This is a genomic window from Oceanobacter sp. 4_MG-2023, from assembly GCF_030689165.1.
Classification (GTDB): domain Bacteria; phylum Pseudomonadota; class Gammaproteobacteria; order Pseudomonadales; family Oceanobacteraceae; genus Oceanobacter.
Window position 1 is genome coordinate 87,378 of record NZ_JAUYVV010000004.1, and the last position, 24,053, is coordinate 111,430.

Here is a 24,053-nt window from a genome sequence, read left to right on the forward strand (position 1 = left end):
TAAATCCCGTCAGACTGGTGTATATCACTCCGTTTCAGCACAAAATTAGTGCGAAATTATGTTCAGTGAACATTGATTGCTCACACATAGCGAATCCGTTCCAGGTAAGTTTCGTGCTTCACTCGCTTCAGATAATCCAGAGGCGTGGTGTTCACCTGTTTTTTGAATTCTCTGGAAAAGTGGGATTGGTCGCTGAAACCGAGGTCGGATGCCAAGTCGGAAAAGGCTACCTGATCACTGTGATTGATGTCGTAAACCGCCGATTGGCAACGGATAATCTGGCTGAATGCCTTGGGTGACATGCCCATATCGGCCCGGAACTGCCTCTGCAGTGAGCGCGTGGTATATCCGGTCAATGCCTCCAGATCGTTGATGTGAATACTGCCATGGCTCTCGCAAATACTGCGGATCGCCTGGGTCGTCAATCGGGATGATTTCCGCATCTCCTTGCCATCACAAAAACGCCCGAAGATTTCAATTTGTTCAGCAAAACTGGCGCTGCCAACAATCGCTTCAAACACTTGATTTGACTCAGGAACCAGCTCCTGAAAAGCAAAGTGCTGCTCGATCAGCTCTTCCGCCGAGACGTTCAGAAAATCCGGCATGGTGCCGGACACAAAACGCACCCCAAAATAACGGTGATGGCTGTTCAGGTCGATGTCGATGGCCTTCATCGGCGTGCCAAAAACTTCGGCGGTGGGATGGCTGCTGTCGCAGTCAAACAGTATATCAACACAACCGTCCGGTATGGCAAACGTCGCTTCGACGGAGTCTTTGGCTTCAAAACTGTAAAAGTGAGAAATGAGCGGATTGTCAGACCCTGAAAGATAAAATCTCTCGGCCGAATTAAGCACCAACCAAGGCTGTTTGGAACGAATTCCAGCAAGACAATGAACAAGGGAAGTATGTGACATAACCTGGATTCGCTCGCTTGATATTTCGAAGATACGCAATCCATAGCAAAGCCAGTGCCAGATTTTTTGAAGTTGATATTTCTTGATTCCATGTCGCAAAAGTTCAATACGGATGATTTTTCGACGTCTAGGATCGTATTTTTCCTCAGCCCGTCTCGCTCATGAGTTTGACTCGTCATTATTGATTCTGATGAGCGTATGGCAGCTGAATAAAAGTACAGAAGTGCTCATTCCCAGATTCAAGGTGCTGTTATGTCAGAGAATACGAAAATCGATTTTATTTATCTTTCCGAGCCGGACATGATCAAAGCCGGCGTTATGGATATGGAAAAATGTGTCGACACAATGGAAAGCATGTTCACCTTGTTATATAAAGGTGATTATCGTATGGCTGGCCCGAATAGTGATTCCCACGGTGCCATGATTACCTTCCCCGAAGAATCTCCATTTCCGACAATGCCAAAACCTACTGCCGATCGTCGTCTTATGGCCATGCCGGCTTATTTGGGTGGAGAGTTCCAGACTTGCGGAGTGAAATGGTATGGCTCCAATATTGCCAACCGTGAAAAAGGCCTGCCGCGTTCAATTCTTATGTTTATTCTGAACGATATCGATACCGGTGCTCCCATGGCTTATATGTCGGCCAACCTGCTATCGGCTTATCGTACCGGTGCGGTTCCTGGTGTTGGTGCACGCCACCTTGCCCGTAAAGATTCCAAAGTGGTGGGTTTATTGGGGCCTGGCGTTATGGGTAAAACGTCTATTGCGGCCTTTATGGCCACTTGCCCGGATATCGACACCATCAAGGTAAAAGGTCGTGGGCAAAAAAGCCTCGATAGCTTTATTGGCTGGGTTAAGGAAACCTACCCTCAAATTACTACGATTACCACTGTCGATACTCTTGAAGAGGTGGTACGTGATTCCGATATCGTAACCTATTGCAATTCTAACGAAACCGGTGATGTGTCCAGTTATCCGGAAGTCAAAAGAGAATGGGTAAAACCCGGCTGTTTCCTTTCGATGCCAGCGTATTGTCGTCTCGATGATACGATGGAAACAAACGATGTCCGTAAAGTGCTGGATAACACCGGCTTATATCAAGCCTGGTTTGAAGAAGTGCCAAAACCGGCTCACCAGTATATTCCCATCATTGGTGCCCGTTTTATGGATATGGTCGACGAGGGCAAGTTATCGCTGGATCAGCTCGAAGACCTCGGAGCCATCACCGCCGGAGCCACTCCAGGTCGGGCGAATGATGAAGAAATCATCATTTTATCGGTTGGCGGCATGCCCGTCGAAGACGTTGCCTGGGCCACCGTGATTTATCGCACGGCAATTGAGCAAGGCATTGGCATCAAGCTGAATCTTTGGGATAGCCCTGAATTGTGCTAGCAGCATCCGGCGTCGTGACCGGCGCCGTTATTTCCTCTGCATGACTGTATTTGACACCCTGGATATTCCCAATGACACAGATTCTAAAACTGAAAACCGACTCAAAATTCGAAGAAATCGGCAGCTATTCCCGCCTCGTTGCTGTCGATCGCTGGATTTACGTTTCCAATACTGCGGGCCGTAATCCACACACCAAAGAGATCCCAGAGGACGTGCTGGCGCAAACGCACCAGGTGTTCAGCAATATTGAAACCGCCTTGGCGGCGGCGGATTCCTGTCTCGCCGATGTGGTGTTTTCACGGGTGTTTATTCAGGACCCGGCCGATGTTCATGCGGTGATGGGATTGGTTGGCGAGAAGTTCAAAGGCATCAATCCGGCCACCACGGTGACTTGTCCACCGCTTGGTTCAACAGTCTACAAGATGGAGCTGGAAGTCACCGCCTATCGCGGCGCTTCCCAAGCCACCGTAGAAGAAATGTCCATCGCCTGATCGTTCCAGGCGATACCCGCAAACCCGTTGATGTCGGCAGCAATCTTATGACCAAAACACTGGAAGCAGTACACACAACAGATCAATTACCTGACGCCACCACGGTGGTCATTATTGGTGGAGGCATCGTCGGTGTTACCGCAGCACTGACGCTGGCAGAGCGTAACATCCCCGTTGTGCTGCTGGAAAAAGGCCATATCGCGGGCGAGCAATCATCACGCAACCTGGGCTGGATACGCAAAACCAGCCGTCATGCCGCCGATGTGCCCTTGGCACAGGCGGCCGACCGGCTGTGGGCCGGGATGCCGGAGCGTATCGGCCAGTCGGTCGGCTACCGCCAGTCCGGCATTATGTTTCTGGCCAAAAACGACGAACAGATGGCGATGCACGAAGCCTGGTCACGCTCAGTGCAAGACCTGTCTCTGGACTCTCAGTTACTGACGCCACAGGCCATCGATCAGCATGTACCTAACGGTCAGGGTCAGTGGGTTGGTGGTATTTACACGCCATCGGACGGCCGGGCCGAACCCGCGATTGCCACCAGCGCCATTGCCAGGGCTGCCGTCGCCAAAGGGGCAACCCTGATCCAGCACTGTGCTGTACGAACATTGGAGAGGTCGGCCGGTAAAATCAGCGGTGTTGTCACCGAAAAAGGCGAAATCCGGTGTGAACAGGTGTTGTTGGCGGGCGGAGCCTGGTCACGGCGTTTTCTCGGTAATCAGGGTATTGCCCTGCCAACGCTGCCGTTGATTTGTTCCGTGTTACGTACCACACCGATGACAGGGCCAACCGATATTGCTGTGGGTGGCCCGGATTTTTCTTTCCGCAAACAGGACGGCGGCGGTTTTATTATCACCCAACGAGGCGCACTTGATGCTCCCATCACCCTCGATCATCTGCTGATTGGCTGGCGTTATCTCAGCCAGCTCCGTGCCCAGCGCAGTTTTTTGCGCACCTCGTTAGGCCGGGCTTTTCTGCAGGACCTGGCCCTGGCACGCCGCTGGGGAGCCGATCGCCCTTCTCCGCTTGAGAAAATTCGTACGCTGGATCCATCAGCCAACCCTGCCCTCAATCAAGAGGCGCTAACCAATCTTGCCGACGCCTGGCCTGTTTTCAAGCAGGCACAAATCGAAGAATCCTGGGCTGGCGTGATTGACGTAACACCCGATTCAAATCCGGTGATAGACCATGTTCATGCCATTCCTGGCCTGACGATCGCCACCGGGTTTTCTGGGCACGGATTTGGTACCGGGCCAGCAGCAGGGCAATTGGCAGCAGACCTTGTCGCCAATACTTCTCCCATTATCGACCCAGACCCTTACCGGTTTGATCGACTCTGAAATACCGATAACGGTTTTACTCACACGAGGTACAGAATATGAGCGGTACTGCACACACAGCAACGGCAAACTCGATTGATCAGGCGGGGGCTAATAAAAAGACCCATATTGGCCTGCTGACCATGATGGCAATTTGTATTGGTCTGGTGATTGTTCAAGGAGCGATGATTTCTGCCCTGCAAGGGCTCGGCATTGGCGGCCTGAGCTTTATCTTTGCCATGGTGGCGGCCTTGGTACTGGCGCAATTTAATGCCATGAGTTTTGCCGAGTTATCCTTGATGTTTCCGCAAGAAGGAACGCTGGCAACTTACACCCAAAAAGCGATTGGGCATTTTCCGGCTATTGTTTCTGTATTTGCTGGTTATGTGGTGGTTGCCGTATTGGCATTACCGGTAGAAATGTTTTTGGTGGATGCCATGCTGGGAGAATTATTACCCGGTGTATTACCAGAAAAATTAATACCCTTGCTTATTTTGCTGGTTTTCACTATTACTAACCTGATTGGTACGGATGTCTTTGCCCGGGTACAAAATGTTCTGGCATTTATTCTGGTCAGTGCATTGATCCTGACCGGCCTGGTGGCAATTACCGGTGCTTCTGAACCACACCCGGTACTGACAGGTGCCACGGTTGACTGGAGTATGGCGGGGGTTATCGATGGCAGCTTTATTGGCTTGATCGGGTTGGCATTATGGACCATGGTGGGCGTCGAATTTATTTGCCCAATGATTGGTGAGGTAAAAAATCCGAAGAAAAGTATTCCTATGGCCATGCATTTGTCATTGTTTTTTATCTTTACGATTTTTGTTGCCTTTATTTTTGGTGCCAGCCTTTATCTCGATCTGGATACTTTATTGGGTTCTCCTCTGCCATTCCTCGATTATGCCAATGCCGTATTCGGACAAAGCGGTTTGATTATTGCCACCGTCATGGCACTGGCCGCCACGTGCAGCACCATGAATACAATTCTTGCGGCTGTGCCAAGAATGCTGAAAGGTATGGCAGATGAAGGCCAGGCTTTCCCACAATTAAAAGCGCATAACCGTTTTGATGCCCCTTGGGTGGGTATTGTCATGATGGCGGGATTAACAATGATTCCTTATTTTGTCTTTGGTATCGACTCCTTGATCATGCTGATTATTGCCGCCACCACCAGCTGGTTATTGGCTTATAGCGTGGCACATATCAATGTCATCGTATTACGCAAGCGTATGCCAAACCATGAACGCCCTTATCGTACGCCGTTTTATCCACTACCTCAGATTGTGGGTATCATCGCGATGCTGTACGTTGCTCTGAATAATTCACCAGCACCGGAAATGACTCAAATGGTCTATAGCATTACGGGGGGGATTTTGCTGATTTTAAGTATTATTGCTGCCGTGTGGGTAAAATTTTATATGAAGCGTGGCCTGTTTGAGCCAGATATGAGTTAAACAATACCATTCGTCATTAACCTGTTTATCCCGATGCCGGCATGATTAACCCTGTTAATAGATGTCGGCATTATTGTTGTTACTGGCGTAGTACTCTCCTCTCTCCAAGCCCAAGCCAGAACCCAAACCAGAACCCAAACCAGAACCCAGGCCAAAAAAAACCCGCCGAAGCGGGTTTTGGTGTTGCGGGACTTTGGCAGTAACAGGGATTACTTCTTGCCAAAGCCACCGAAACGCTTGTTGAAGCGATCAATACGACCACCGGTATCCACGGTTTTCTGCTTGCCAGTATAGAAAGGGTGGCAAGCGGAGCAAACGTCCAGATACATTTCGCCAGGCTTGGCGGAACGAGTTTTAACAACATTGCCACAAGAGCAGGTAGCTGTCAGTTCAGCGTATTCAGGATGGATATCTTGTTTCATGGGAACACCTCGGGTCTTCACGCCGCCACCTTCCGACCATCGGACAGGCACCGCGCTACTGTTAAGAAAACATCAAATTCTCGCTGTCGCCATGAACCAATGACGGTGCCAAACCGTACATCAGCCCCTTGCACAGACAATAAGGACGCGCATAATACCAGAGCCTCTTTTACCAGCAAGTTCTTTTCATGCCTTTTTACGTCGTGCAGGTCGCTGTACCCGTGCCCTTGCGGCGCTGTTTCGACTATCTTCCTTCAGCCGGTGAGCCGGAAGACACCTGGAAACCCGGACAACGGGTGCGGGTTAACTTTGGCCAGCAGTTATTGACCGCCGTCGTAGTCGGTACCGCTCATACCACCGATGTGCCAACAGCCAGGCTCAAGCCCTTACTCGAACGTCTCGATGATGCTCCCTTGCTGGATGCCAGTCAGCTGGCTCTGGGGCGCTGGCTGGCGCGCTATTATCATCACAGTCTGGGGGAAGTGCTGGAACTGATGATACCGGCACTGCTGCGGCGCGGCGGCGCCCTGCAAGAGGCGCTGGAGCAAAGCTGGTCGCGATGCCCCACCGCTCATGATGAAACACCGTCTTTACGCGGCAAGCAACAGCAGGCGCTGTGGCAGCTATTCCAACAGCGGCCCGTGTGGGCCCATGCCGAGCTGACGGCCCAGGGGTTTACTCTGGCCCAGCTGCGCCGACTGGCACAACTGGGGCTGATCGAAACACAACAGCGCCTGCCCATACCCGCCACATCCTTACGTCGGCGCGACGACTTGCCTCTCAACGACGAGCAACAGCAAGCCCTGACACAACTGAACCAACCACGGCAGCAATTCCGGGCCAGCTTGCTGGAAGGCATCACCGGCTCCGGCAAGACCGAAGTGTATTTGCAACACCTCAAACAGGCACTGCAACAGGGCCGGCAGGTGCTGGTGCTGGTGCCGGAAATCGGCCTGACGCCACAAACAGTGCAGCGCTTCCGGGAGCGAGTTGATGTGCCGGTGGCATTGATACACTCAGGGTTGAATGACCGCGAACGCCTGCAAGCCTGGTGTCAGTGCCGTGACGGCAGTGCGCGTATTCTGATCGGTACGCGCTCGGCGGTCTTTACGCCGATGCCAGAGCTCGGGCTGATTATTCTCGACGAAGAGCACGACAGCTCGTTCAAGCAACAAGATGGGGTACGCTATTCCGCCCGCGATTTTGCCTTGGTGCGCGCCAAGCAGGCGAATATTCCCATTGTACTGGGATCGGCAACTCCGTCGCTGGAGTCGTTGCACAATGCCCTCAGCGGCCGCTACCAGCATCTGAAGCTGACCCAGCGAGCCGGTCAGGCCAAGCCGCCGGGCATGACCTTGCACAGCATCCTCCATCAACCATTGACCTTTGGTCTGGCACAACCGGTGATTGCCAAAATGCAGCAGCATCTGGACGCTGACCGCCAGGTGCTGGTGTTTGTGAACCGCCGCGGTTACGCCCCGCTGATGGCGTGTCAGGAATGTGGTTGGCTGGCAGAATGCCCTCGCTGCGACGCCCGGCTAACACTGCATCAATCGCCAGCGCATTTGCACTGCCATCATTGTGATTTCCAGCAAGCGGTGCCCCGCTTCTGCCCCAACTGCCACAGCGACAAGATTCAAGCCCTGGGTCAGGGCACTGAACGGCTGCAAGACGAACTGTCGATGTTATTCCCCCAGGTGCCGATCACCCGCGTCGATCGCGATACCGCCCGTAACAAACACGCCTTTGATGCGTTGCTGGAGGACATTCATTCCCCCGGCAAGCGCTTATTGATCGGTACTCAAATGCTGGCCAAGGGGCATCATTTCCCGGCGGTGACCATGGTGGTGGTACTCGATGCCGATGCCGGTTTATTCAGTGCCGACTTTCGGGGCATGGAACACACGGCACAACTGATCTTGCAGGTGGCTGGCCGGGCCGGACGAGCGGAGCATCCGGGCGAAGTGTGGATTCAGACCCTGTACGCCGACCATCCGCAATTAAACCTGTTGATCAACGACGGTTATCACGCACTGGCGCTGGCGCTGTTACAGGAGCGCCAGCAACGGCAGTTGCCGCCTTACAGCCATATGGCCATGTTACGGGCGGAATCGCCCCAGCGTCATCTGGCCGAGCAGCTGTTGCAGCTGGCACGACAATTCCTGCAATCGCTCTCGGCCCAGCACCGGGCGCACTCGACCAGTATTACCCCGCTGGTCCTGGTGGGGCCGTTTCCGGCCATTATGGAACGCCGCGCCGGACGTTTTCGCCAACAATTGCAGCTCCTGAGTGACGAACGCACAGGGCTGCATGCGGTACTCGATCCATTGGTGGATTTTCTCCACCAGCAAAAAGGCTTTCACCAGGTGCGCTGGCATCTGGATGTGGACCCCCAGGACACCCTCTAGCCTGGGTGAATCCAGCCAAATAACCACACGGCCAACTGGCGGTCCTGCCGTCATCTCTTTATCATCGCTGCTTTATTCTGGTCGCTATCAACGGAGTAACCTGTGGCTCGCACGCAATTAACATCTTGGACACATTGGCTCGCGTTTGGCCTGGGTTCTGGTCTGGCCCCCAAAGCACCGGGCACCTTTGGCACCATCGCAGCGCTGCCGGTCTGGCTGCTATTGCTGGCGGACATTCCCCTGTTACCGTATCTCGGTATCCTGATCGCCGGTTTTGCCTTTGGCGTTTACCTTTGCCAGCAAACGTCGCACGACCTGGGGGTACATGATCACCCGGGTATTGTCTGGGATGAATGGATCGGCTTGTGGATTACCTATATTGCCCTGCCGTCTGGCTGGGAATGGATTCTGGCGGGGTTTGTCTTGTTCCGCTTTTTCGACATCCTCAAGCCCTGGCCGATCAAATGGCTGGATGAACAGGTCGAAGGCGGTTTTGGCATTATGATTGACGATGTACTGGCAGGTATCTTCGCTCTGGTCTGCTTGCAGCTGGCGGCCTGGGTGTTGATCTGAGGGTGCTGATCTAACACCCGCTCTAACGCCGCAAATAACGCAACCAGCGCCAGATATTCAACAGACTCATCAGGGAACCGGCAACGTACGTCAGGGCGGCGGCTCGCAAAATGGTGCGGGCATGAAGCATATCGGCGTCATCCAGGTACTGGCCTTGCTGTAACAGCGGCAGGGCTTTGTTAAAACTGGCATCCAGCTCGACCGGCAAGGTTACCAGATGCACCAGGGTGTTGATGCTCATCGCCAGTGCCGCAATCAACAATGTCCAGCGTGACAGTCCGGGCTGTACCGCCAGCAGCAAGGGCGACAGCAACAGTGCCACCGGTGCCAGCCGTTGCATCCAGCTCGCCAGTACTGCCAGCCCCTGACGCCAGGAGAACATCCGCTCGCCACGCTGGTGCTGCAGGGCATGGCCTACTTCATGGGCCGCCACCACTACTGCGGTGAGCGACTTGCCATCGAGCTTGTCGGCGGTCAGTCGCACGGCATGCTGTTGGGGGTCATAGTGGTCGCCTTGTTCTGTTGCTTCGACCACCACCTGTTCCAGCTCCAGCTTGTGGATCAGGTGCCGGGCCATATCTCCCCCGGTTCCGGGAAAATCGTCACGCACCGAGCTGTGACGAGTCAGCACGTGGCGTACCCATAACCCAGGCAAAACCAGTACCAGCAGCAAAATAACGACCCCGGCGATCATCAGCATCTATATATCCTGTGCAACAGTGTGTTAACCAGACGCTTTACGACGCTGGAAGAATTCCCTCGTAATGCTCTGTTTCGAGGTGATGTATGCCATTTTCGAACCTTTGCCAAGGCCAGAAGCAGCGATGTGCCATTGTGACACCAACAAGTCCCGTTTTTAAGGTCAGGGAAGTTTGGGGGATTATGGTTCGTGCTGATAGAATACGCCGCTTGTTTTATCGGAGGTGAGAGCCTTGAGTATCCAATACATTGCATCGTCCAAGCTGCCAACGCCATTTGGCGTCTTTACCATGCACGGATTTGAAGACACCGTTGCCGGCAAAGAGCATGTGGCACTGACGCTGGGGGATGTTGGCAACGGCGAGCCGGTACTCGCCCGTGCTCACTCCGAGTGCCTGACCGGTGATGCGTTATTCAGCATGCGCTGCGATTGTGGTTATCAGCTTGAAGAAGCGATGCGTTCGGTGGCAGAGGCAGGCCATGGTGTGGTGCTGTACTTGCGTCAGGAAGGCCGTGGCATTGGTCTGTTGAACAAAATCCGTGCCTATCACCTGCAAGATCAGGGCGCCGATACGGTCGAAGCCAATGAGCAGCTGGGGTTTGGTGCCGATATGCGTGACTACAGCATGTGTGAACCCATGCTGAGCCATTTGGGTATTCATGCCGTGCGCCTGATGACCAACAACCCGCGCAAGGTGAAGGCTCTGTCAGAAGCCGGTGTGAAAGTCATTGAGCGAGTGGCCATCGAAGTGGGCAGAAACCCGTACAACGATGGCTATCTCACCACCAAGGCCAGCAAGCTGGGGCATATGCTCAGCAATACCGCCGTTGCGCCGCTGACTCATCAGGATGATGAGCCGGTCTGAGGTCTTTCCGGTCTCTGTCGACTGTCCATTGTCTACTGCCTGGAGCTGACCTGGGCTGTTTTCCCAGTGGCCCATAAGCCAAACCGTCCTCCAAGGCCAGACCGGCCAGCGATTAACACTGGCCGACGATTGGAGCGGTCAGAGCTGCGCCAGACGCTGCTGAATCCGCTCCAGCACATGGTTGCTATCAAGACCGGCATCCAGCCATTGGCGATCCGGGCTGGCATGTTCGATATAGCGATCGGGTAATCCCGTCAGTAAAACCGGTACCATCACGCCCGCAGCCGCCAGGGATTCCAGCACTGCACTGCCTGCTCCACCCGCCGTGGCGTTTTCTTCCAGCGTTACCAGCAGGTCATGAGATTCTGCCAGCGAGGCAACCAGGGCATCATCCAGTGGTTTGACAAACCGCATGTCCGCAACGGTCGCATCCAGCGCTTCCGCTATTGCCAGCGCGCTGCTTAACGGGGCACCAAAGCCCAGCAAGGCCACTCGCTGGCCGGCAGCAGCGGTCGATGAGCGCACAATCCGCCCCTTACCAAGCGGCACGACCGCCATGGTGGTCTCTGTCTCCATGCCGGGGCCGCTGCCACGAGGATAACGCACCGCTGCCGGGCCAATATGTTGATAACCGCTATACAGCATCTGGCGACATTCGTTTTCATCAGATGGTGTCATCACGACCAGATTCGGAATACAGCGCAGATAGCTGAGATCGAAGGCGCCATGGTGGGTCGGGCCGTCTTCCCCGACCAGTCCGGCGCGGTCGATGGCAAACAATACATCCAGATTTTGCAACGCCACATCGTGTATCAGCTGATCGTACGCCCGTTGCAGAAAAGTCGAATAAATGGCAACCACCGGCTTGCTGCCTTCACACGCCAGACCGGCCGCCAGCGTCACCGCATGCTGCTCAGCAATGGCAACGTCGTAATAACGATCCGGGAATTCATGTGAAAAACGAATCAGGTCAGAGCCTTCGCGCATCGCCGGAGTAATACCGACCAGCCGTGCATCAGCGGCAGCCATATCGCACAGCCATTCGCCGAAGATATTCGAGTAGGTCGGTTTTTTGACCGCAGTCGATGCCTGATGCACCGGCTTCAGGGCGTGATAACCAATCGGGTCTTGCTCCGCAGGTTCGAAACCCTTGCCCTTGCGCGTAACGATATGCAGGAAGCGCGGCCCTTTCATTTTCGCCAGGTTGGTCAGGGTCTGGACCAGCTCGCCAAGATCATGGCCATCGATCGGGCCATAGTAGTTAAAACCCAGCTCTTCAAACAGGGTGCCCGGAGCCACCATGCCTTTCATATGCTCTTCGGTACGGCGGGCAAATTCCCACGCTGACGGGATTTTCTCCAATACTTTTTTGCTGCCCGCCCGCATGGCGGAATAGGTTTTCGATGACCAGATGCGGGTGAAATACTTGTTTAATGCGCCGACGTTATTGGAAATCGACATATCGTTGTCGTTCAGAATAACCAGCATATCGGCTTTGACATGACCGGCATGGTTCAGCGCCTCAAACGCCATACCGGCGGTGATGGCTCCATCGCCGATAATGGCAACCGATTCCTGCTCCAGTCCTTGCTGGCGAAAACCCAGCGCCATGCCCAGTGCTGCACCAATGGAGGTACTGGAATGACCTACGCCAAAGGTGTCGTATACGCTCTCATTACGATGTGGAAACGCGGCCGGGCCTTCTTCACTGCGAATAAGGGGCATTGCTTCACGGCGACCGGTGAGTATTTTATGGGGGTAGGCTTGATGGCCGACATCCCACACCAGACGGTCATCCGGGGTGTTAAAGACATAGTGTAATGCAACCGTCAGTTCCACCACGCCAAGTCCGGCAGCAAAGTGCCCGCCTGACTGTCCAACACTGTAGAGCAGGTATTCTCGCAGCTGACAGCAGACCTCCTGAAGTTGCTCCGGCGCCAGCAGACGCAAGTCGGCAGGCTGATTGATAGCATCCAGTAAAGGAGTAAGAGGACGAGAACTCGGTATTTCGGTAAACATCAGGCGTTGTGTTTCCGGTCGTTGAGCATCAGATATTGCGCAGATGCTGCTACGTAATAGCAAAAAAGGGCGACCATTCTAACGATTGCGGTGGCTATTGAGTAGGCCAATAGCCACCTTGGTCATGATTCCTTCCGGTATCTGTCCTGCCCTGGCCAACCTGCGGCTGGCTCCGGGAGCAGGCCAGGTCAGTGATTACGCTCAATCACATAGTCGGCAATCTGTTGCAGCAAGCCGGTTTGGCCGCCGTCTTGCTGCAATACCAGCAAGGCTGCCTGGGCTTGCTGACACAGTTCCAGCGCTTTTTGTCGAGCGGCATCCATCCCCAACAAGGCCGGATAGGTCGGTTTGTTGAGAGCAATATCAGCTCCCGCCTGCTTGCCCAGAGTCGAGGTATCCCCTTCCACATCGAGAATGTCATCCTGAACCTGGAAGGCCAGCCCGATGGCATTGGCGTAGTCAGTCAATGCCTGTTCTTGCCCGGCTGCCAGTGGCCAGCGCACCGACATGGCTCCCAGCATCACGGAGGCGCGAATCAATGCGCCGGTTTTACCCCGGTGCATCTGCTCCAGCTCAACCAGAGACATGGGCTTGCCGACATGGTTGAGGTCGATGCTTTGTCCTCCGACCATACCAAACGCTCCGGCCGCTCTGGCCAGCAGTGTGGTCATCGCCAGCCGCTGCTCTGCCGACAGGCTGTCATCAGCCAGCAGGATTTCAAAAGCGCCGGTCAGCAAGGCGTCACCTGCCAGAATGGCCGAGGCTTCATCAAAGGCAATATGAGTCGTGGGTTTGCCACGTCGCAGGTCGTCATCGTCCATCGCCGGTAAATCGTCGTGGATCAGACTGTAGCTGTGCACCATTTCCAGTGCTGTCGCCGCGCTATCGGCCTGGCCTGGCTGGCCACCCAATGCTTCTGCAGCGGCATAGGCCAATAATGGCCGTAAGCGCTTGCCACCATTAAGCAAGCCGTATTGCATGGCTTCGGCCAGCCGTGAATCACAACTATCCAGCTGTATTACGGCTGCCCGCAATTGCTGTTCCAGCTGTTTTTGCACGGCGGTCAGCCGTTCTGGCAACAGGCTCATTCAAAAGCATCCCGAACCATGGGTTGTGCCAGACTCTGGCCATTCTGCTCAGTCAGCAACGTTACTTTCTGTTCCGCCTCGGCCAGTGCCTGCTGACACGAGCGGGTCAGCCGAATCCCTTGCTCAAACGCTCCCAGAGACTGCTCCAGAGTCAGTTCACCACTTTCCATTCGCTGTACCAGAGACGTCAGCTCTGCCAGCGACTGTTCAAAATCAAATGCTTGTTGTTTATCGCTCATAACACCTACCCACGCTGTGTGCCGCCACAGTAGCGCCTGACTGCAGCTTCAACAAGTCTGACGGCCAGTTTTTGCCATAGAACAGAGATGTTTGCGCGCTGGAATACCCGGTCGGCAGTTGAGCCTCTGCGGCACGGAAGCCGGTGCAGACGCTGAATCCTAGGGAAACAAAAGCCATGGCGTGACACTGTGTCATCCCCGCTGCCGGTGCTATTATCCGCCGCGATTGCCTGTGGAGAAAACGATGTCGTCACCGAGAATTTTTACCAATCAGCCCTTGATCGTCGGGCAAACCGTTACGCTCGATGAGCAGCCCAGCCTGCACCTGTTGCGGGTGCTGCGCCTGACCGTGACGGCTCCGGTGCGGCTGTTTAATGGTGACGGCTGTGAGTATCAGGGCACTATCGCTACGGCCAATAAAAAGCAGGCGGAAATACATATTGTTACAGCCTCTGCCGCAGAGGCCATACCTCCATTACCGCTCCACCTCGGCCAGGTTATCTCCAAGGGCGACAAGATGGATTTCACCATCCAGAAAGCCACCGAGCTGGGGGTCAGCCAGATCACCCCGCTGTTCAGTGAACGCTGCGATGTCCGCCTGAAAGGTGAGCGGCTCGAGAAGAAAATCGAACACTGGCAAAAGGTCGCGTTATCCGCCTGCGAACAAAGTGGTCGCAACCGTATTCCACAGGTTTTGCCGGCTCTGTCCCTGAACGACTGGTATGCCCGATGTGATGCTGAACGGCGGCTGATATTACATCCACACAACCAGCAGCCGCTGCAACAAGCTCATCCGCCAGCCAGTGTTGCTTTATTGGTTGGCCCCGAAGGTGGTCTGACAGATACCGAAGTCGCCGCAGGGGCGGCTCATGGTTTTCAGGGTCTGTTGCTGGGGCCAAGGATTCTGCGTACCGAAACCGCCGCACTGGCTGCAGTCTCGGTCTTGCAATTTTTATGGGGTGACTTTTAACTGCTATTAACTCGCAACGCTTGTAACGCTTGGCTTGCGCAGCAATAACCGCCGCTGCCGCCAGAGATCAGAACCAACGACAGACTCAACCCACCCACAGCTACTCACGGGACGGCGTACTGACCACCCCAAGCCGGAGCGACGACCAGTCCCACCAGCTGCTAAGAAAATACACGCCAATAAACAGCGTCGCCCACCACTCGATCAGACGTTTGCCATGGCTCATATCCATACCGATGGTGACACCTGCAAAAGCAATAAACTGGAACCACAGCAACGCCATCAAAACGGTTTTCAACCAGAACGATGGCACCTGCAAACCTCGCCTGCGGCCACGCCAGATCAATACATAGTTAATCGTCAGCGCCACCAACATGCCCTGAAAAAACAGATTGGCGCCACGGACATGCACACCCCAGTGAGTTGCTGACTTGTCCGGTAATAAAACCGCAGTACCAACCAGCAGCCCCAAAGCCGCCAGCACACCAAAAAACTGCATGATGGCTAAAGTCAGTCGATGACTGTGCCCGGCCAACCAGGTGCTCATAACCTGCCACCAGATCATGAAAAAGGCGCAGGCGGTAATCATGCCGCCCCGGAAGATAAACCCGGCGTCTCCCTTCATGCCGGTATGGGTAATATCGGTACAGCCATCGAGAAACGGATTGCAAAGTTCCGCGGTGCCCTGGGCCGTTCCCACCGCATAGGTCACGGCGATGGTTCCCATCGATAACACAAAACTGGCCAGCGCAACAAACTGTCCGAACGACATTCTTTTCTCCTTCAAGCCCAGGCATTCGCCTGGGCAGGTTTTGCATGCAGTGACCGTTTAACCTGCCGCATCCAGCGCCTGAGTGATATCAGCAATAATATCGCCGGCATGCTCAATACCAATCGACAGACGGATCAGGTCCTTGCTGACACCCGCAGACGCCAGCTCTTCTTCATTCAGCTGCCGGTGCGTGGTCGTTGCCGGATGACAGGCCAGGCTTTTGGTATCACCAATATTGACCAGCCGCTTGATCAGCTGCAGTGCATCAATAAATTTTGTTCCGGCTTCTGCCCCGCCCTTGATACCAAAACTGAGAATCGCTGACGGCTTCCCTTGGGTCATTCTCTGAGCCACTTCGTAATAGGGGCTGCTCTCCAATCCGGCATAATTGACCCAGCTGACCTGTGGATGATTATGCAGATATTCAGCCACTTGCTGGGCGTTTTCGACATGGCGATCCATCCGCAGGGCAAGGGTTTCCAGCCCCTGCAGCAACAGGAAGGAACTCATCGGCGACAAGGCAGCACCCATATTACGCAGAGGCACCACACGGGCACGGGCAATAAAGGCAGCATCACCCATGTCCTGAGTATAAATCACACCGTGGTACGACGGGTCTGGCTCATTAAAGTGCGGGAAACGCGGGTTATCTTTCCATGAGAATTTGCCTGAATCGACAATGGCGCCGCCCAGTGTCGTTCCATGACCACCAATGTATTTGGTCAGGGAATGCACCACAATATCAGCACCGAACTCAAACGGCCGACACAGATACGGTGTCGCCACGGTATTATCAACAATCACCGGCAGTCCGTGCCTGTGCGCCATATCGGACAGTGCTTGCAGGTCTACGATATTGCCAGCCGGGTTGCCGATGGATTCGCAGAACAGTGCCTTGGTGTTGTCATCAATCAGAGCTTCCAACGCTGCTACATCGTCACCGGAAGCCATGCGCACTTCCAGACCCTGCTGCGGAAAAGTATGGGCAAACAGATTATAGGAACCGCCATAAAGCTGACTGACACTGACGATATTATCACCAGCCCGCGCCAAGGTTTGAATCGCGGCAGTAATTGCCGCCATGCCGGATGCCAGACAGAGCGCGCCGATACCGCCTTCCATCGCTGCCAGACGCTCTTCCAGAACCGCATTGGTCGGATTCATGATACGGGAATAAATATTACCCGGCTCTTTCAGATCAAACAGATCAGCACCATGCTGGGTATCGCGAAAGCTGTATGACGTGGTCTGATAAATGGGCACCGCAACCGCACGTGTCGTCGGGTCTTCACTGAACCCTGCATGAATCGCCTGTGTTTCTATTTTCATGGACGAAAAATCCTCATTGTCAGCTTTAGCGTAAAGATGTCAGTGTAACAAGATGCGGCGGCTTGCCATAGTGACCGGCCGCCCACGGTGCGCGCCCTTGCATTCACTCCGCCCCGCCGTAAACTCGCTCTATTCTTTGTTTCACTACTTTGTTTTACCGGAAACCGGACCCCGTTATGGCCAAGAAAAAAATCGCTTATGTCTGTGCCGACTGCGGTACCGATCATTCCAAATGGCAAGGTCAATGTACGGGGTGCGGCGCCTGGAACACACTGCAGGAATTTGTCGTTACAGCCGCCAAAACCCCGGCTCGAGGTGCGGGTTTGGGTGGATACGCAGGTGCCGCCGGACAAACCGGTATCCAGCGACTGGATCAGGTCAATCTCGATGAAGTCCCCAGGTTCAGTTCCGGGATGCAGGAATTTGACCGGGTACTGGGTGGTGGCCTGGTACCGGGTTCCGCCATTCTGATTGGTGGTCATCCCGGTGCTGGCAAATCCACCTTGCTGCTACAAACCATGTGTAATCTCGCCCGTCAGATGCCGGCGTTATACGTCACCGGCGAAGAAAGCCTGCAGCAGGTTGCCATGCGCGCACGCCGTCTGGGTTTGCCGATGGATCAGCTCAATATGCTCAGTGAAACCAGCGTGGAACAGTTGATCCAGACCCTGCAACAGCATCAGCCCCGAGTAGTGGTGATTGATTCGATTCAGGTGATGCATGTCGAAGGCGTGGATTCCGCCCCCGGCAGTGTCTCTCAGGTACGCGAAAGCGCTGCCATGCTGACCCGCTTTGCCAAACAAACCAACACCGTATTGTTGCTGGTCGGACACGTCACCAAGGACGGTACTCTGGCCGGGCCCAAAGTACTCGAACACATGATCGATTGTTCCATCATGCTGGAAGGCTCCAACGACAGCCGTTATCGCACCCTGCGAGGCATCAAGAATCGGTTCGGTGCGATTAACGAGCTGGGGGTGTTTGCCATGCTGGACAGTGGCCTGAAAGAAGTCAAAAACCCCAGCTCCATTTTCCTCAGTCGCAGTGACGAGCCGTCACCCGGCAGTGCCGTGATGGTCATCTGGGAAGGCACCCGGCCTTTATTGATCGAGATTCAGGCGCTGGTCGACGACAGTCATTTTGGCCAGCCCAAGCGGGTTGCTGTTGGTCTCGACCAGAACCGGTTAAACCTGCTGCTCGCGGCCATGCATCGTCATGGAGGCATTCATCTGGGGGATCAGGATGTCTATATCAATGTGGTTGGCGGTGTCCGGGTGTCGGAGACCAGTGCCGACCTGGCGCTATTGCTCGCGGCCCTGTCAAGCTTCCGCAACGTGCCATTACCACAGGATATGATTGTCTTTGGGGAAGTGGGGCTATCCGGCGAAATCCGCCCGGTACCTTCGGGGCAGGAGCGGATTCGGGAGGCGGCCAAACATGGTTTCAAGCGGGCGATTGTACCCAAAGCCAATATGCCCAAAATCATGCCGGAGGGCATGACGGTTATTGGTGTCGAGCGCTTGCAACAAGCACTGGAAAATATCTGACACAGATACAAATCACGCTCAGTCGCTTCGCCAGACAACCGGACGGCCCGCACAATCAAGGATTGGCGGGCAGCAACAGAGATAAACTCGCATCTCTATTGTCGTCATTATCGTCGGTCTAGCCGTGATACGCCGGGCTTAACTCAACCACCGCTTCAACAAAAGCCTTGGCTCGTTCAGGGTCCACAAACTGATGGATACCGTGACCCAGGTTAAAAACATGCCCGGTACCATAACCATAGCTATCGAGAATACGTTTAACTTCGGCACGAATCGTTGCAGGCGAGGCATATAACACCGATGGGTCCATATTGCCTTGCAACGCAACCTTGCTGCCAACACGCTGACGCGCCTGACCCATATCGGTTGTCCAGTCCAGCCCCAAGGCATCGGCTCCGGTGTCAGCCATCGACTCCAGCCACTGCCCTCCGCCTTTGGTAAACAGGATCACAGGAATCTGCTGGCCGTCATACACCCGCGTCAGGCCTTCTACAATTTGACGCATATAGCGCAGCGAAAATTCCTGATACGCCACATCACTCAGACTGCCGCCCCAGGTATCAAAAATCTGTACCGCCTGGGCTCCGGCCCGAATCTGGGCATTAAGATAATCAATCACCGATTTGGCAAGCACATCCAGCAGCTGATGCATGACTTCCGGCGTGTCGTACATCATCGCTTTCACATGACGGAAGTCCTTCGACGAGCCACCTTCAACCATATAGGTTGCCAATGTCCAGGGACTGCCGGAGAAACCGATCAGAGGTACACGGCCATTCAGCTCAGAGTGAATGGTCGTCACCGCTTTCAAGACGTAATTCAAGTCGGACTCGGTATTCACAACCTTCAACTGCTGAACATCCGCGGCGGTACGGATAACCTTTTTGAAACGCGGTCCTTCCCCTGTTTCAAAATACAGGCCCAGGCCCATGGCATCCGGAATGGTCAGAATATCGGAAAACAGAATAGCGGCATCGAGCGGAAAGCGCTCCAGAGGCTGAAGCGTTACCTCACAGGCCAATTCGGGATTTTTGCACAACGACATAAAGTCGCCGGCTTCTCCCCGACTGGAGCGATATTCAGGCAGGTAACGTCCGGCCTGACGCATCATCCATATGGGGGTACGATCAACTGGTTGGCGCAGCAGCGCCTTGAGAAAGCGGTCGTTTTTAACTGGGTCCATGCAAATCATCCGTCGCTGGAAGTGTACCAGCGACGGATGATAGCAGAATTCCTCAAGTCAGACTGATTTGCGATGTCGACTAATCAATGGTTACGGATTTTTCCAAATCCCCATACGTTGCTGTAACGGTAATGGATTCAGGCTCATCCTCTTCCTTGAATGACACATAATAAAGCATGCCATAACTAGGTAAGCCAGTAGTCGCTAGGTCGTTATAGGTTTCTCCATATAGAAGACCTATCGAATTACTCACCGTACCTGAAGAACCATAGATTTCATAACCATCGCCTTCAACTGACAAGGTAGTTCCATTAGCAGGAGCATTGCCATTCCAATCCTGTAGCAATACATAGAACTCACCGCCATCAACGAGTGTAATCTCACTGGCACTGGTCTCGGTGAATGAGGTGCCATCATATGTATAGAAGCGCATATTCGGCGCTTCGGCATAACTCTGAACGATCCGGATACTATCCCGTACATGCATCAAGGAGTCGCAGTGACTTTCACCTGCAGTATCAGCATTAATAGCAGAGTCTGAACAGACGAGTCCCTGAAAGACGGTTGGTGCCTCGTCGTAAGCCCCATCGGTATCAAAGTCGAAAAAAGCCTCAACTACCTGACCATCAGAATTGGTATCCAGCGCTTCATTCCAGTTATCGTCACGGAAAGCTTCCGGATAGCTAACATAAGGTTCAGCGCCGGTATCATCCAGAACATCAAAAGTACCATTACCATTGGTATCGGTATAACTGGATTCACCTACGGTGTAGGCAGTGATCGTAGTCATACCACATACAGTGCTCGCACAGTCACTATCCTCAATAAAGCCGTCATATACCCGTCCCTGAGGATCAATTTCGTTCACCCTATCCAGGCTGGCTTCATGCTTTCCTGGACGAACACCACTGCTGTACCAGGTGACAGAGCACGTACCTGTGGTGGTCACACAGTAAGATTCAATCGTGCCGCTTTCCGCAGTAAAGTTCACAACAGTGCCATCAGCAACCGGGTTCTGATACTGGTCGGCTGCGTATACAGTCACTGATACTTCAGTACCGTTTGTGGCATACGCTCCGGGGTTAAAGATATCGACGGCAATATCAAAGCTGTCCTGGTCGGCAATACCAGTCGTAATTGAAATTGCTTGAGAGGTTGTGCTGATGGATGTGCCATCGCTGGTTTCCGTCGTTGCACGAACCGATGTCACAGCGTGTGATGTCCCGGAGTTAATAATTGCAGTAACCTGACCGCTGGAGTCTGTTACGTCGGAGTCAGTTACTTCTCCGCTACCAAGTGTGATTCCCCCCGTTGTATTGGTCAATTCAAAGGAGACTTCTTGACCTTCAACAACTTCTCCCTGCTTATCCACCACAGTAAAGGTGACAGTACTCTGCTTTGGCAGTACCGCATCCCCAATATTTTTCAGTGAGATATAGGGTTCCGATACACTGGTGAATGTAATCGCTCCAACTTCTGCAGACTGGATAAAAATAATACCAGTGACTTCATCATCATTAAGCTGAGTCGCCAGCTCTCCACTTTCAACAGAGTAAAGATTGGCCGAGAAAGCGTCTTCCAGGCAGCCATTCGCAGTATAGGTAAAAGTTACCGTACCCGTCGTTGTTGTTTTTTCATCCGAATCCAGAGTAGCTGTGCCATCTTCGACACAGCTGGATTCCAGACTGACACCATAGGTTGTACCTGTAGCCAAGTTGTCATCATCATTATCATCAACAATATTAGCGGTGATCAGCATGGTGCCACCCGCAGATAACTTGAGCTCGTCACTGACGTTTTCCGAAGTTGGATCATCACCATATTCACTTTCACGAATACCATTCACCAGCAACTCGGTATAGAACTCATCATCGTCAAGCACACCTAATTTAGGTTCAACCCCTTGTTCAACAGTTACAACCGACGTCATGACAACATAACAGCTGTCGGTATCCGTAAGACTGCATTCGGTATCCGTATCACCAAACAACAGTAGCGTCAGGTTATTGTCGCCAGGACAGGTCGTATAGTCAGCATTGTAACTGGTGCTGAAAGTCCCATCAGAATTGGTTTCACGCGATACAGAAAACTCGCCATCAGCACAATCGCTATACCATTCAATGATATAACTATCGTCCGTCACCAGCGCATTGGAAGACAATGGATTAACAATATTCACAGAGAGGTCGGTACTGTCTTCGTCGGAGATTTCCAGGTCACCTTCCAGCTGCCCTTCCGTAAAGGAAATACCGCTATCGGTCCCCAGGGACGGGTAGTCCGTGCTGACAAACACCGTAGCAGTTGCCAGCTCAGTACTGGAAGATGCATCAGAATACAGCGTTGCTGTAATGGTATCACCACCACTACATCCCTTGTTGCGATAGGTAGAAGAAACAGACCCCGTACTGGTGTAGGAAGACGCAATGGAGAACAAACCCAAGGAGCAGTCAGATGTGAAAGTGTAGTAATAACTGTCGCTGGTCAGTGATGAATTACTGTCATTCTGATCAACACCATCGATGGTCAATGTAACACTGCCGCCAACAAGCACATAATCTTCCGACGAGGCGATAGCACCCTCCTCAAAATCAGCACCAGTACCATTTCCCAATGCTTCAATCACCGTCTCTTCTGTAAGATCCGAATCATCGCTATCATCTGTGTCGTCGGTATCGTCGGTGTCATCTGAACTGCTATCTCCTGCGCTAGCGTCCGCAACAGACTCTCCTCCTCCGCACGCAGACAAGGTTCCAGCAAACAAAACCAGCAACAACAAATCGCGCAATGACATAACGACAAGCTCCTTTCGGGCAGTTCCAGACGATTTCACAACAGGTCGGGAAGGATAACATTTACATACGAACAACAGCCATACACAAAAAACGCGGCTAATGCCGCGTTTTCTACGTTCTGTCACAAAAACAGAATTTATCAGACATCCAGATAGTCAAGAATACCTTCAGCAGCCTGGCGACCCTCGTATATTGCCGTGACGACCAAATCAGATCCTCGAACCATATCACCTCCGGCAAAAACCTTCGGATTGGTCGTTTGATGTTTGAATTCCTGGCCTTCTGGTGCAACAACACCATCCCAGTTGTTCACTTCAATGCCGAAGTCCTTGAACCAGGGCGCAGGGCTTGGACGAAAGCCAAAAGCAACCAGCACCGCATCCGCAGGCAGGATTTCTTCAGACCCTTCCACTACCTGAGGACGGCGACGGCCGTTTTCATCAGGCTCACCCATTTCGGTTGTCACCACCTTGACGCCTTCGACTTTATCTTCGCCGATGATAGCAACCGGTTGACGGTTGAAGAGGAATTTTACGCCTTCTTCTCGCGCATTGGTCACTTCACGTTTGGAGCCTGGCATGTTTTTCTCGTCGCGACGATAGGCACAGCTGACACGCGCAGCGCCCTGGCGGATGGAGGTGCGGTTACAGTCCATGGCTGTATCACCACCACCCAGCACAACCACCTGTTTGCCTTTCATGCTGATAAAATCAGCCGCATCTTTTTCAAAGCCCAGGTTGCGATTCACGTTGGAGATCAGGAAATCCAGCGCATCGTGCACGCCGGGCAGATCTTCACCAGGGAAACCGCCTTTCATGTAGTTGTAAGTGCCCATGCCGAGGAAGACGGCATCAAATTCGTCGATGATGCTCTGGAAGTCCACATCCTTGCCTACTTCGGTCTCCAGGCGGAATTCCACGCCCATTTCCTGAAATACCTTGCGGCGGTTGGACATGACGGTTTTCTCGAGCTTGAACTCAGGAATACCGAAGGTCAGCAAGCCACCGATCTCTGGGTATTTATCGAAGACTACCGGGGTAACACCGTTGCGAACCAGTACATCAGCCGCACCCAAACCAGCAGGACCCGCACCAATAACAGCAACGCGTTTGCCCGTCGGTACGACTTTGGACATATCCGGTTTCCAGCCCATCGCAAATGCCGTATCGGTAATGTATTTCTCTACATTACCAATCGTCACTGCCCCAAACCCGTCGTTCAGAGTGCAGGAGCCTTCACACAAACGGTCTTGTGGACACACTCGGCCACATACTTCTGGCAGCGTGTTGGTCTGATGACTCAGTTCCACGGCTTCCAAGATGTTGCCTTCGCTGGCCAGTTTCAGCCAGTTGGGAATGTAGTTATGTACCGGGCATTTCCATTCACAGTATGGATTACCACACGCCAGGCAACGGTGCGCCTGATCGTTTACCTGAGCCTGTTTGAACGGCTCGTAAATCTCCACAAACTGCTTCTTGCGAGTGGAAATTGCTTTTTTCTTCGGGTCCTGGCGACCCACTTCAACAAACTGAAAATTGTTGTTCAGACGTTGTACCATCTCGAACCTCTCTAT

The 24,053-nt window shown here is 53.4% G+C and carries 20 protein-coding genes; 9 read left to right on the plus strand and 11 right to left on the minus strand.

Annotation, left to right across the window (positions count from 1 at the left end; all coding sequences use genetic code 11):
- Positions 1-80: 80 nt before the first annotated feature.
- A complete protein-coding gene (locus Q8W24_RS04995) occupies positions 81-914 on the minus strand; it encodes a helix-turn-helix domain-containing protein (RefSeq protein ID WP_370693304.1) in 834 nt (277 codons plus the stop codon).
- Between the two features lie 252 nt (positions 915-1,166).
- Between Q8W24_RS04995 and Q8W24_RS05000 the strand changes: the two genes are divergently transcribed.
- The 4 genes from Q8W24_RS05000 (at position 1,167) to Q8W24_RS05015 (ending at position 5,573) form a co-directional block, all read left to right on the plus strand.
- Positions 1,167-2,306 (plus strand): tyramine oxidase subunit B, encoded by a 1,140-nt coding sequence (locus Q8W24_RS05000; protein WP_305474593.1) that lies wholly within the window; start codon positions 1,167-1,169, stop codon positions 2,304-2,306.
- 71 nt (positions 2,307-2,377) lie between these two features.
- Positions 2,378-2,797 (plus strand): Rid family hydrolase, encoded by a 420-nt coding sequence (locus tag Q8W24_RS05005; protein ID WP_305474594.1) that lies wholly within the window; start codon positions 2,378-2,380, stop codon positions 2,795-2,797.
- Positions 2,798-2,844: 47 nt separating this feature from the next.
- Positions 2,845-4,137 carry an FAD-binding oxidoreductase gene (locus Q8W24_RS05010; protein WP_305474595.1) on the plus strand — a complete coding sequence of 431 codons (1,293 nt, stop codon included), beginning with the start codon at positions 2,845-2,847 and terminating at the stop codon, positions 4,135-4,137.
- Positions 4,138-4,175: 38 nt separating this feature from the next.
- Positions 4,176-5,573, plus strand: coding sequence for an APC family permease (locus Q8W24_RS05015; protein ID WP_305414404.1), 1,398 nt, complete (start codon positions 4,176-4,178; stop codon positions 5,571-5,573).
- A gap of 209 nt (positions 5,574-5,782) precedes the next feature.
- Here the strand turns inward: Q8W24_RS05015 and rpmE are convergent, their stop codons facing one another.
- Positions 5,783-5,995 (minus strand): 50S ribosomal protein L31, encoded by a 213-nt coding sequence (gene rpmE / locus Q8W24_RS05020; protein ID WP_303433859.1) that lies wholly within the window; start codon positions 5,993-5,995, stop codon positions 5,783-5,785.
- A 188-nt stretch (positions 5,996-6,183) separates the two neighbouring features.
- Here rpmE and Q8W24_RS05025 point away from each other — a divergent pair, with 188 nt between their 5' ends.
- Together Q8W24_RS05025 and Q8W24_RS05030 are read left to right on the plus strand one after the other, a co-directional pair.
- A complete protein-coding gene (locus Q8W24_RS05025) occupies positions 6,184-8,403 on the plus strand; it encodes a primosomal protein N' (RefSeq protein ID WP_305414407.1) in 2,220 nt (739 codons plus the stop codon).
- Between the two features lie 102 nt (positions 8,404-8,505).
- Entirely contained in the window at positions 8,506-8,976 is a 471-nt protein-coding gene (locus tag Q8W24_RS05030) for a phosphatidylglycerophosphatase A (RefSeq protein ID WP_305414408.1), read from the plus strand.
- Between the two features lie 22 nt (positions 8,977-8,998).
- Here the strand turns inward: Q8W24_RS05030 and Q8W24_RS05035 are convergent, their stop codons facing one another.
- Entirely contained in the window at positions 8,999-9,676 is a 678-nt protein-coding gene (locus Q8W24_RS05035; protein ID WP_305474596.1) for a zinc metallopeptidase, read from the minus strand.
- 232 nt (positions 9,677-9,908) lie between these two features.
- On the opposite strand from Q8W24_RS05035, the gene ribA reads away from it, so the two are divergent.
- Positions 9,909-10,541, plus strand: coding sequence for a GTP cyclohydrolase II (gene ribA, locus Q8W24_RS05040; RefSeq protein WP_305414410.1), 633 nt, complete (start codon positions 9,909-9,911; stop codon positions 10,539-10,541).
- Between the two features lie 138 nt (positions 10,542-10,679).
- On the opposite strand, the gene dxs is transcribed toward ribA, so the two are convergent.
- From dxs to Q8W24_RS05055, 3 genes are all read right to left on the minus strand, one after another.
- The gene (dxs, locus tag Q8W24_RS05045; protein WP_305414411.1) at positions 10,680-12,560 is read right to left on the minus strand and encodes a 1-deoxy-D-xylulose-5-phosphate synthase; all 1,881 of its coding nucleotides are present in this window, start codon (positions 12,558-12,560) and stop codon (positions 10,680-10,682) included.
- A gap of 188 nt (positions 12,561-12,748) precedes the next feature.
- Positions 12,749-13,648, minus strand: a complete 900-nt coding sequence (gene ispA / locus Q8W24_RS05050; protein ID WP_303433872.1) for a (2E,6E)-farnesyl diphosphate synthase — start codon at positions 13,646-13,648, stop codon at positions 12,749-12,751.
- A complete protein-coding gene (locus Q8W24_RS05055; RefSeq protein ID WP_303433873.1) occupies positions 13,645-13,887 on the minus strand; it encodes an exodeoxyribonuclease VII small subunit in 243 nt (80 codons plus the stop codon). The genes ispA and Q8W24_RS05055 overlap by 4 nt, the downstream gene beginning before the upstream one ends.
- A gap of 244 nt (positions 13,888-14,131) precedes the next feature.
- On the opposite strand from Q8W24_RS05055, the gene Q8W24_RS05060 reads away from it, so the two are divergent.
- A complete protein-coding gene (locus Q8W24_RS05060; protein WP_305452310.1) occupies positions 14,132-14,857 on the plus strand; it encodes a 16S rRNA (uracil(1498)-N(3))-methyltransferase in 726 nt (241 codons plus the stop codon).
- A 100-nt stretch (positions 14,858-14,957) separates the two neighbouring features.
- On the opposite strand, the gene Q8W24_RS05065 is transcribed toward Q8W24_RS05060, so the two are convergent.
- Positions 14,958-15,629: a hypothetical protein gene (locus Q8W24_RS05065; RefSeq protein WP_303433877.1), complete on the minus strand. Its 672-nt coding sequence runs from the start codon at positions 15,627-15,629 to the stop codon at positions 14,958-14,960.
- Positions 15,630-15,686: 57 nt separating this feature from the next.
- Positions 15,687-16,958 (minus strand): O-acetylhomoserine aminocarboxypropyltransferase/cysteine synthase family protein, encoded by a 1,272-nt coding sequence (locus tag Q8W24_RS05070; RefSeq protein WP_305474598.1) that lies wholly within the window; start codon positions 16,956-16,958, stop codon positions 15,687-15,689.
- Positions 16,959-17,134: 176 nt separating this feature from the next.
- Here Q8W24_RS05070 and radA point away from each other — a divergent pair, with 176 nt between their 5' ends.
- The gene (gene radA, locus Q8W24_RS05075) at positions 17,135-18,505 is read left to right on the plus strand and encodes a DNA repair protein RadA (protein WP_303433880.1); all 1,371 of its coding nucleotides are present in this window, start codon (positions 17,135-17,137) and stop codon (positions 18,503-18,505) included.
- Between the two features lie 118 nt (positions 18,506-18,623).
- Here radA and hemE read toward each other — a convergent pair whose 3' ends face one another.
- From hemE to Q8W24_RS05090, 3 genes are all read right to left on the minus strand, one after another.
- Positions 18,624-19,688: a uroporphyrinogen decarboxylase gene (hemE, locus tag Q8W24_RS05080; protein ID WP_303433882.1), complete on the minus strand. Its 1,065-nt coding sequence runs from the start codon at positions 19,686-19,688 to the stop codon at positions 18,624-18,626.
- Positions 19,689-19,767: 79 nt separating this feature from the next.
- Positions 19,768-22,479 carry a hypothetical protein gene (locus Q8W24_RS05085; RefSeq protein WP_305414419.1) on the minus strand — a complete coding sequence of 904 codons (2,712 nt, stop codon included), beginning with the start codon at positions 22,477-22,479 and terminating at the stop codon, positions 19,768-19,770.
- A 140-nt stretch (positions 22,480-22,619) separates the two neighbouring features.
- On the minus strand, positions 22,620-24,038 hold the full coding sequence (locus Q8W24_RS05090) for an FAD-dependent oxidoreductase (protein ID WP_303433886.1): 1,419 nt from the start codon (positions 24,036-24,038) through the stop codon (positions 22,620-22,622).
- Between the last annotated feature and the right edge of the window lie 15 nt (positions 24,039-24,053).

Coding starts and splice junctions, on each gene's coding strand:
- Q8W24_RS05035 (WP_305474596.1), bottom strand. CDS start 9,676: ATGCTGATGATCGCCGGGGTCGTTATTTTGCTGCTGGTACTGGTTTTG.
- dxs (WP_305414411.1), bottom strand. CDS start 12,560: ATGTTTACCGAAATACCGAGTTCTCGTCCTCTTACTCCTTTACTGGAT.
- ispA (WP_303433872.1), bottom strand. CDS start 13,648: ATGAGCCTGTTGCCAGAACGGCTGACCGCCGTGCAAAAACAGCTGGAA.
- hemE (WP_303433882.1), bottom strand. CDS start 19,688: ATGGACCCAGTTAAAAACGACCGCTTTCTCAAGGCGCTGCTGCGCCAA.
- Q8W24_RS05070 (WP_305474598.1), bottom strand. CDS start 16,958: ATGAAAATAGAAACACAGGCGATTCATGCAGGGTTCAGTGAAGACCCG.
- Q8W24_RS05055 (WP_303433873.1), bottom strand. CDS start 13,887: ATGAGCGATAAACAACAAGCATTTGATTTTGAACAGTCGCTGGCAGAG.
- Q8W24_RS05060 (WP_305452310.1), top strand. CDS start 14,132: ATGTCGTCACCGAGAATTTTTACCAATCAGCCCTTGATCGTCGGGCAA.
- rpmE (WP_303433859.1), bottom strand. CDS start 5,995: ATGAAACAAGATATCCATCCTGAATACGCTGAACTGACAGCTACCTGC.
- radA (WP_303433880.1), top strand. CDS start 17,135: ATGGCCAAGAAAAAAATCGCTTATGTCTGTGCCGACTGCGGTACCGAT.
- Q8W24_RS05065 (WP_303433877.1), bottom strand. CDS start 15,629: ATGTCGTTCGGACAGTTTGTTGCGCTGGCCAGTTTTGTGTTATCGATG.
- Q8W24_RS05015 (WP_305414404.1), top strand. CDS start 4,176: ATGAGCGGTACTGCACACACAGCAACGGCAAACTCGATTGATCAGGCG.
- Q8W24_RS05005 (WP_305474594.1), top strand. CDS start 2,378: ATGACACAGATTCTAAAACTGAAAACCGACTCAAAATTCGAAGAAATC.
- Q8W24_RS05010 (WP_305474595.1), top strand. CDS start 2,845: ATGACCAAAACACTGGAAGCAGTACACACAACAGATCAATTACCTGAC.
- Q8W24_RS04995 (WP_370693304.1), bottom strand. CDS start 914: ATGTCACATACTTCCCTTGTTCATTGTCTTGCTGGAATTCGTTCCAAA.
- Q8W24_RS05090 (WP_303433886.1), bottom strand. CDS start 24,038: ATGGTACAACGTCTGAACAACAATTTTCAGTTTGTTGAAGTGGGTCGC.
- Q8W24_RS05025 (WP_305414407.1), top strand. CDS start 6,184: ATGCCTTTTTACGTCGTGCAGGTCGCTGTACCCGTGCCCTTGCGGCGC.
- Q8W24_RS05000 (WP_305474593.1), top strand. CDS start 1,167: ATGTCAGAGAATACGAAAATCGATTTTATTTATCTTTCCGAGCCGGAC.
- Q8W24_RS05085 (WP_305414419.1), bottom strand. CDS start 22,479: ATGTCATTGCGCGATTTGTTGTTGCTGGTTTTGTTTGCTGGAACCTTG.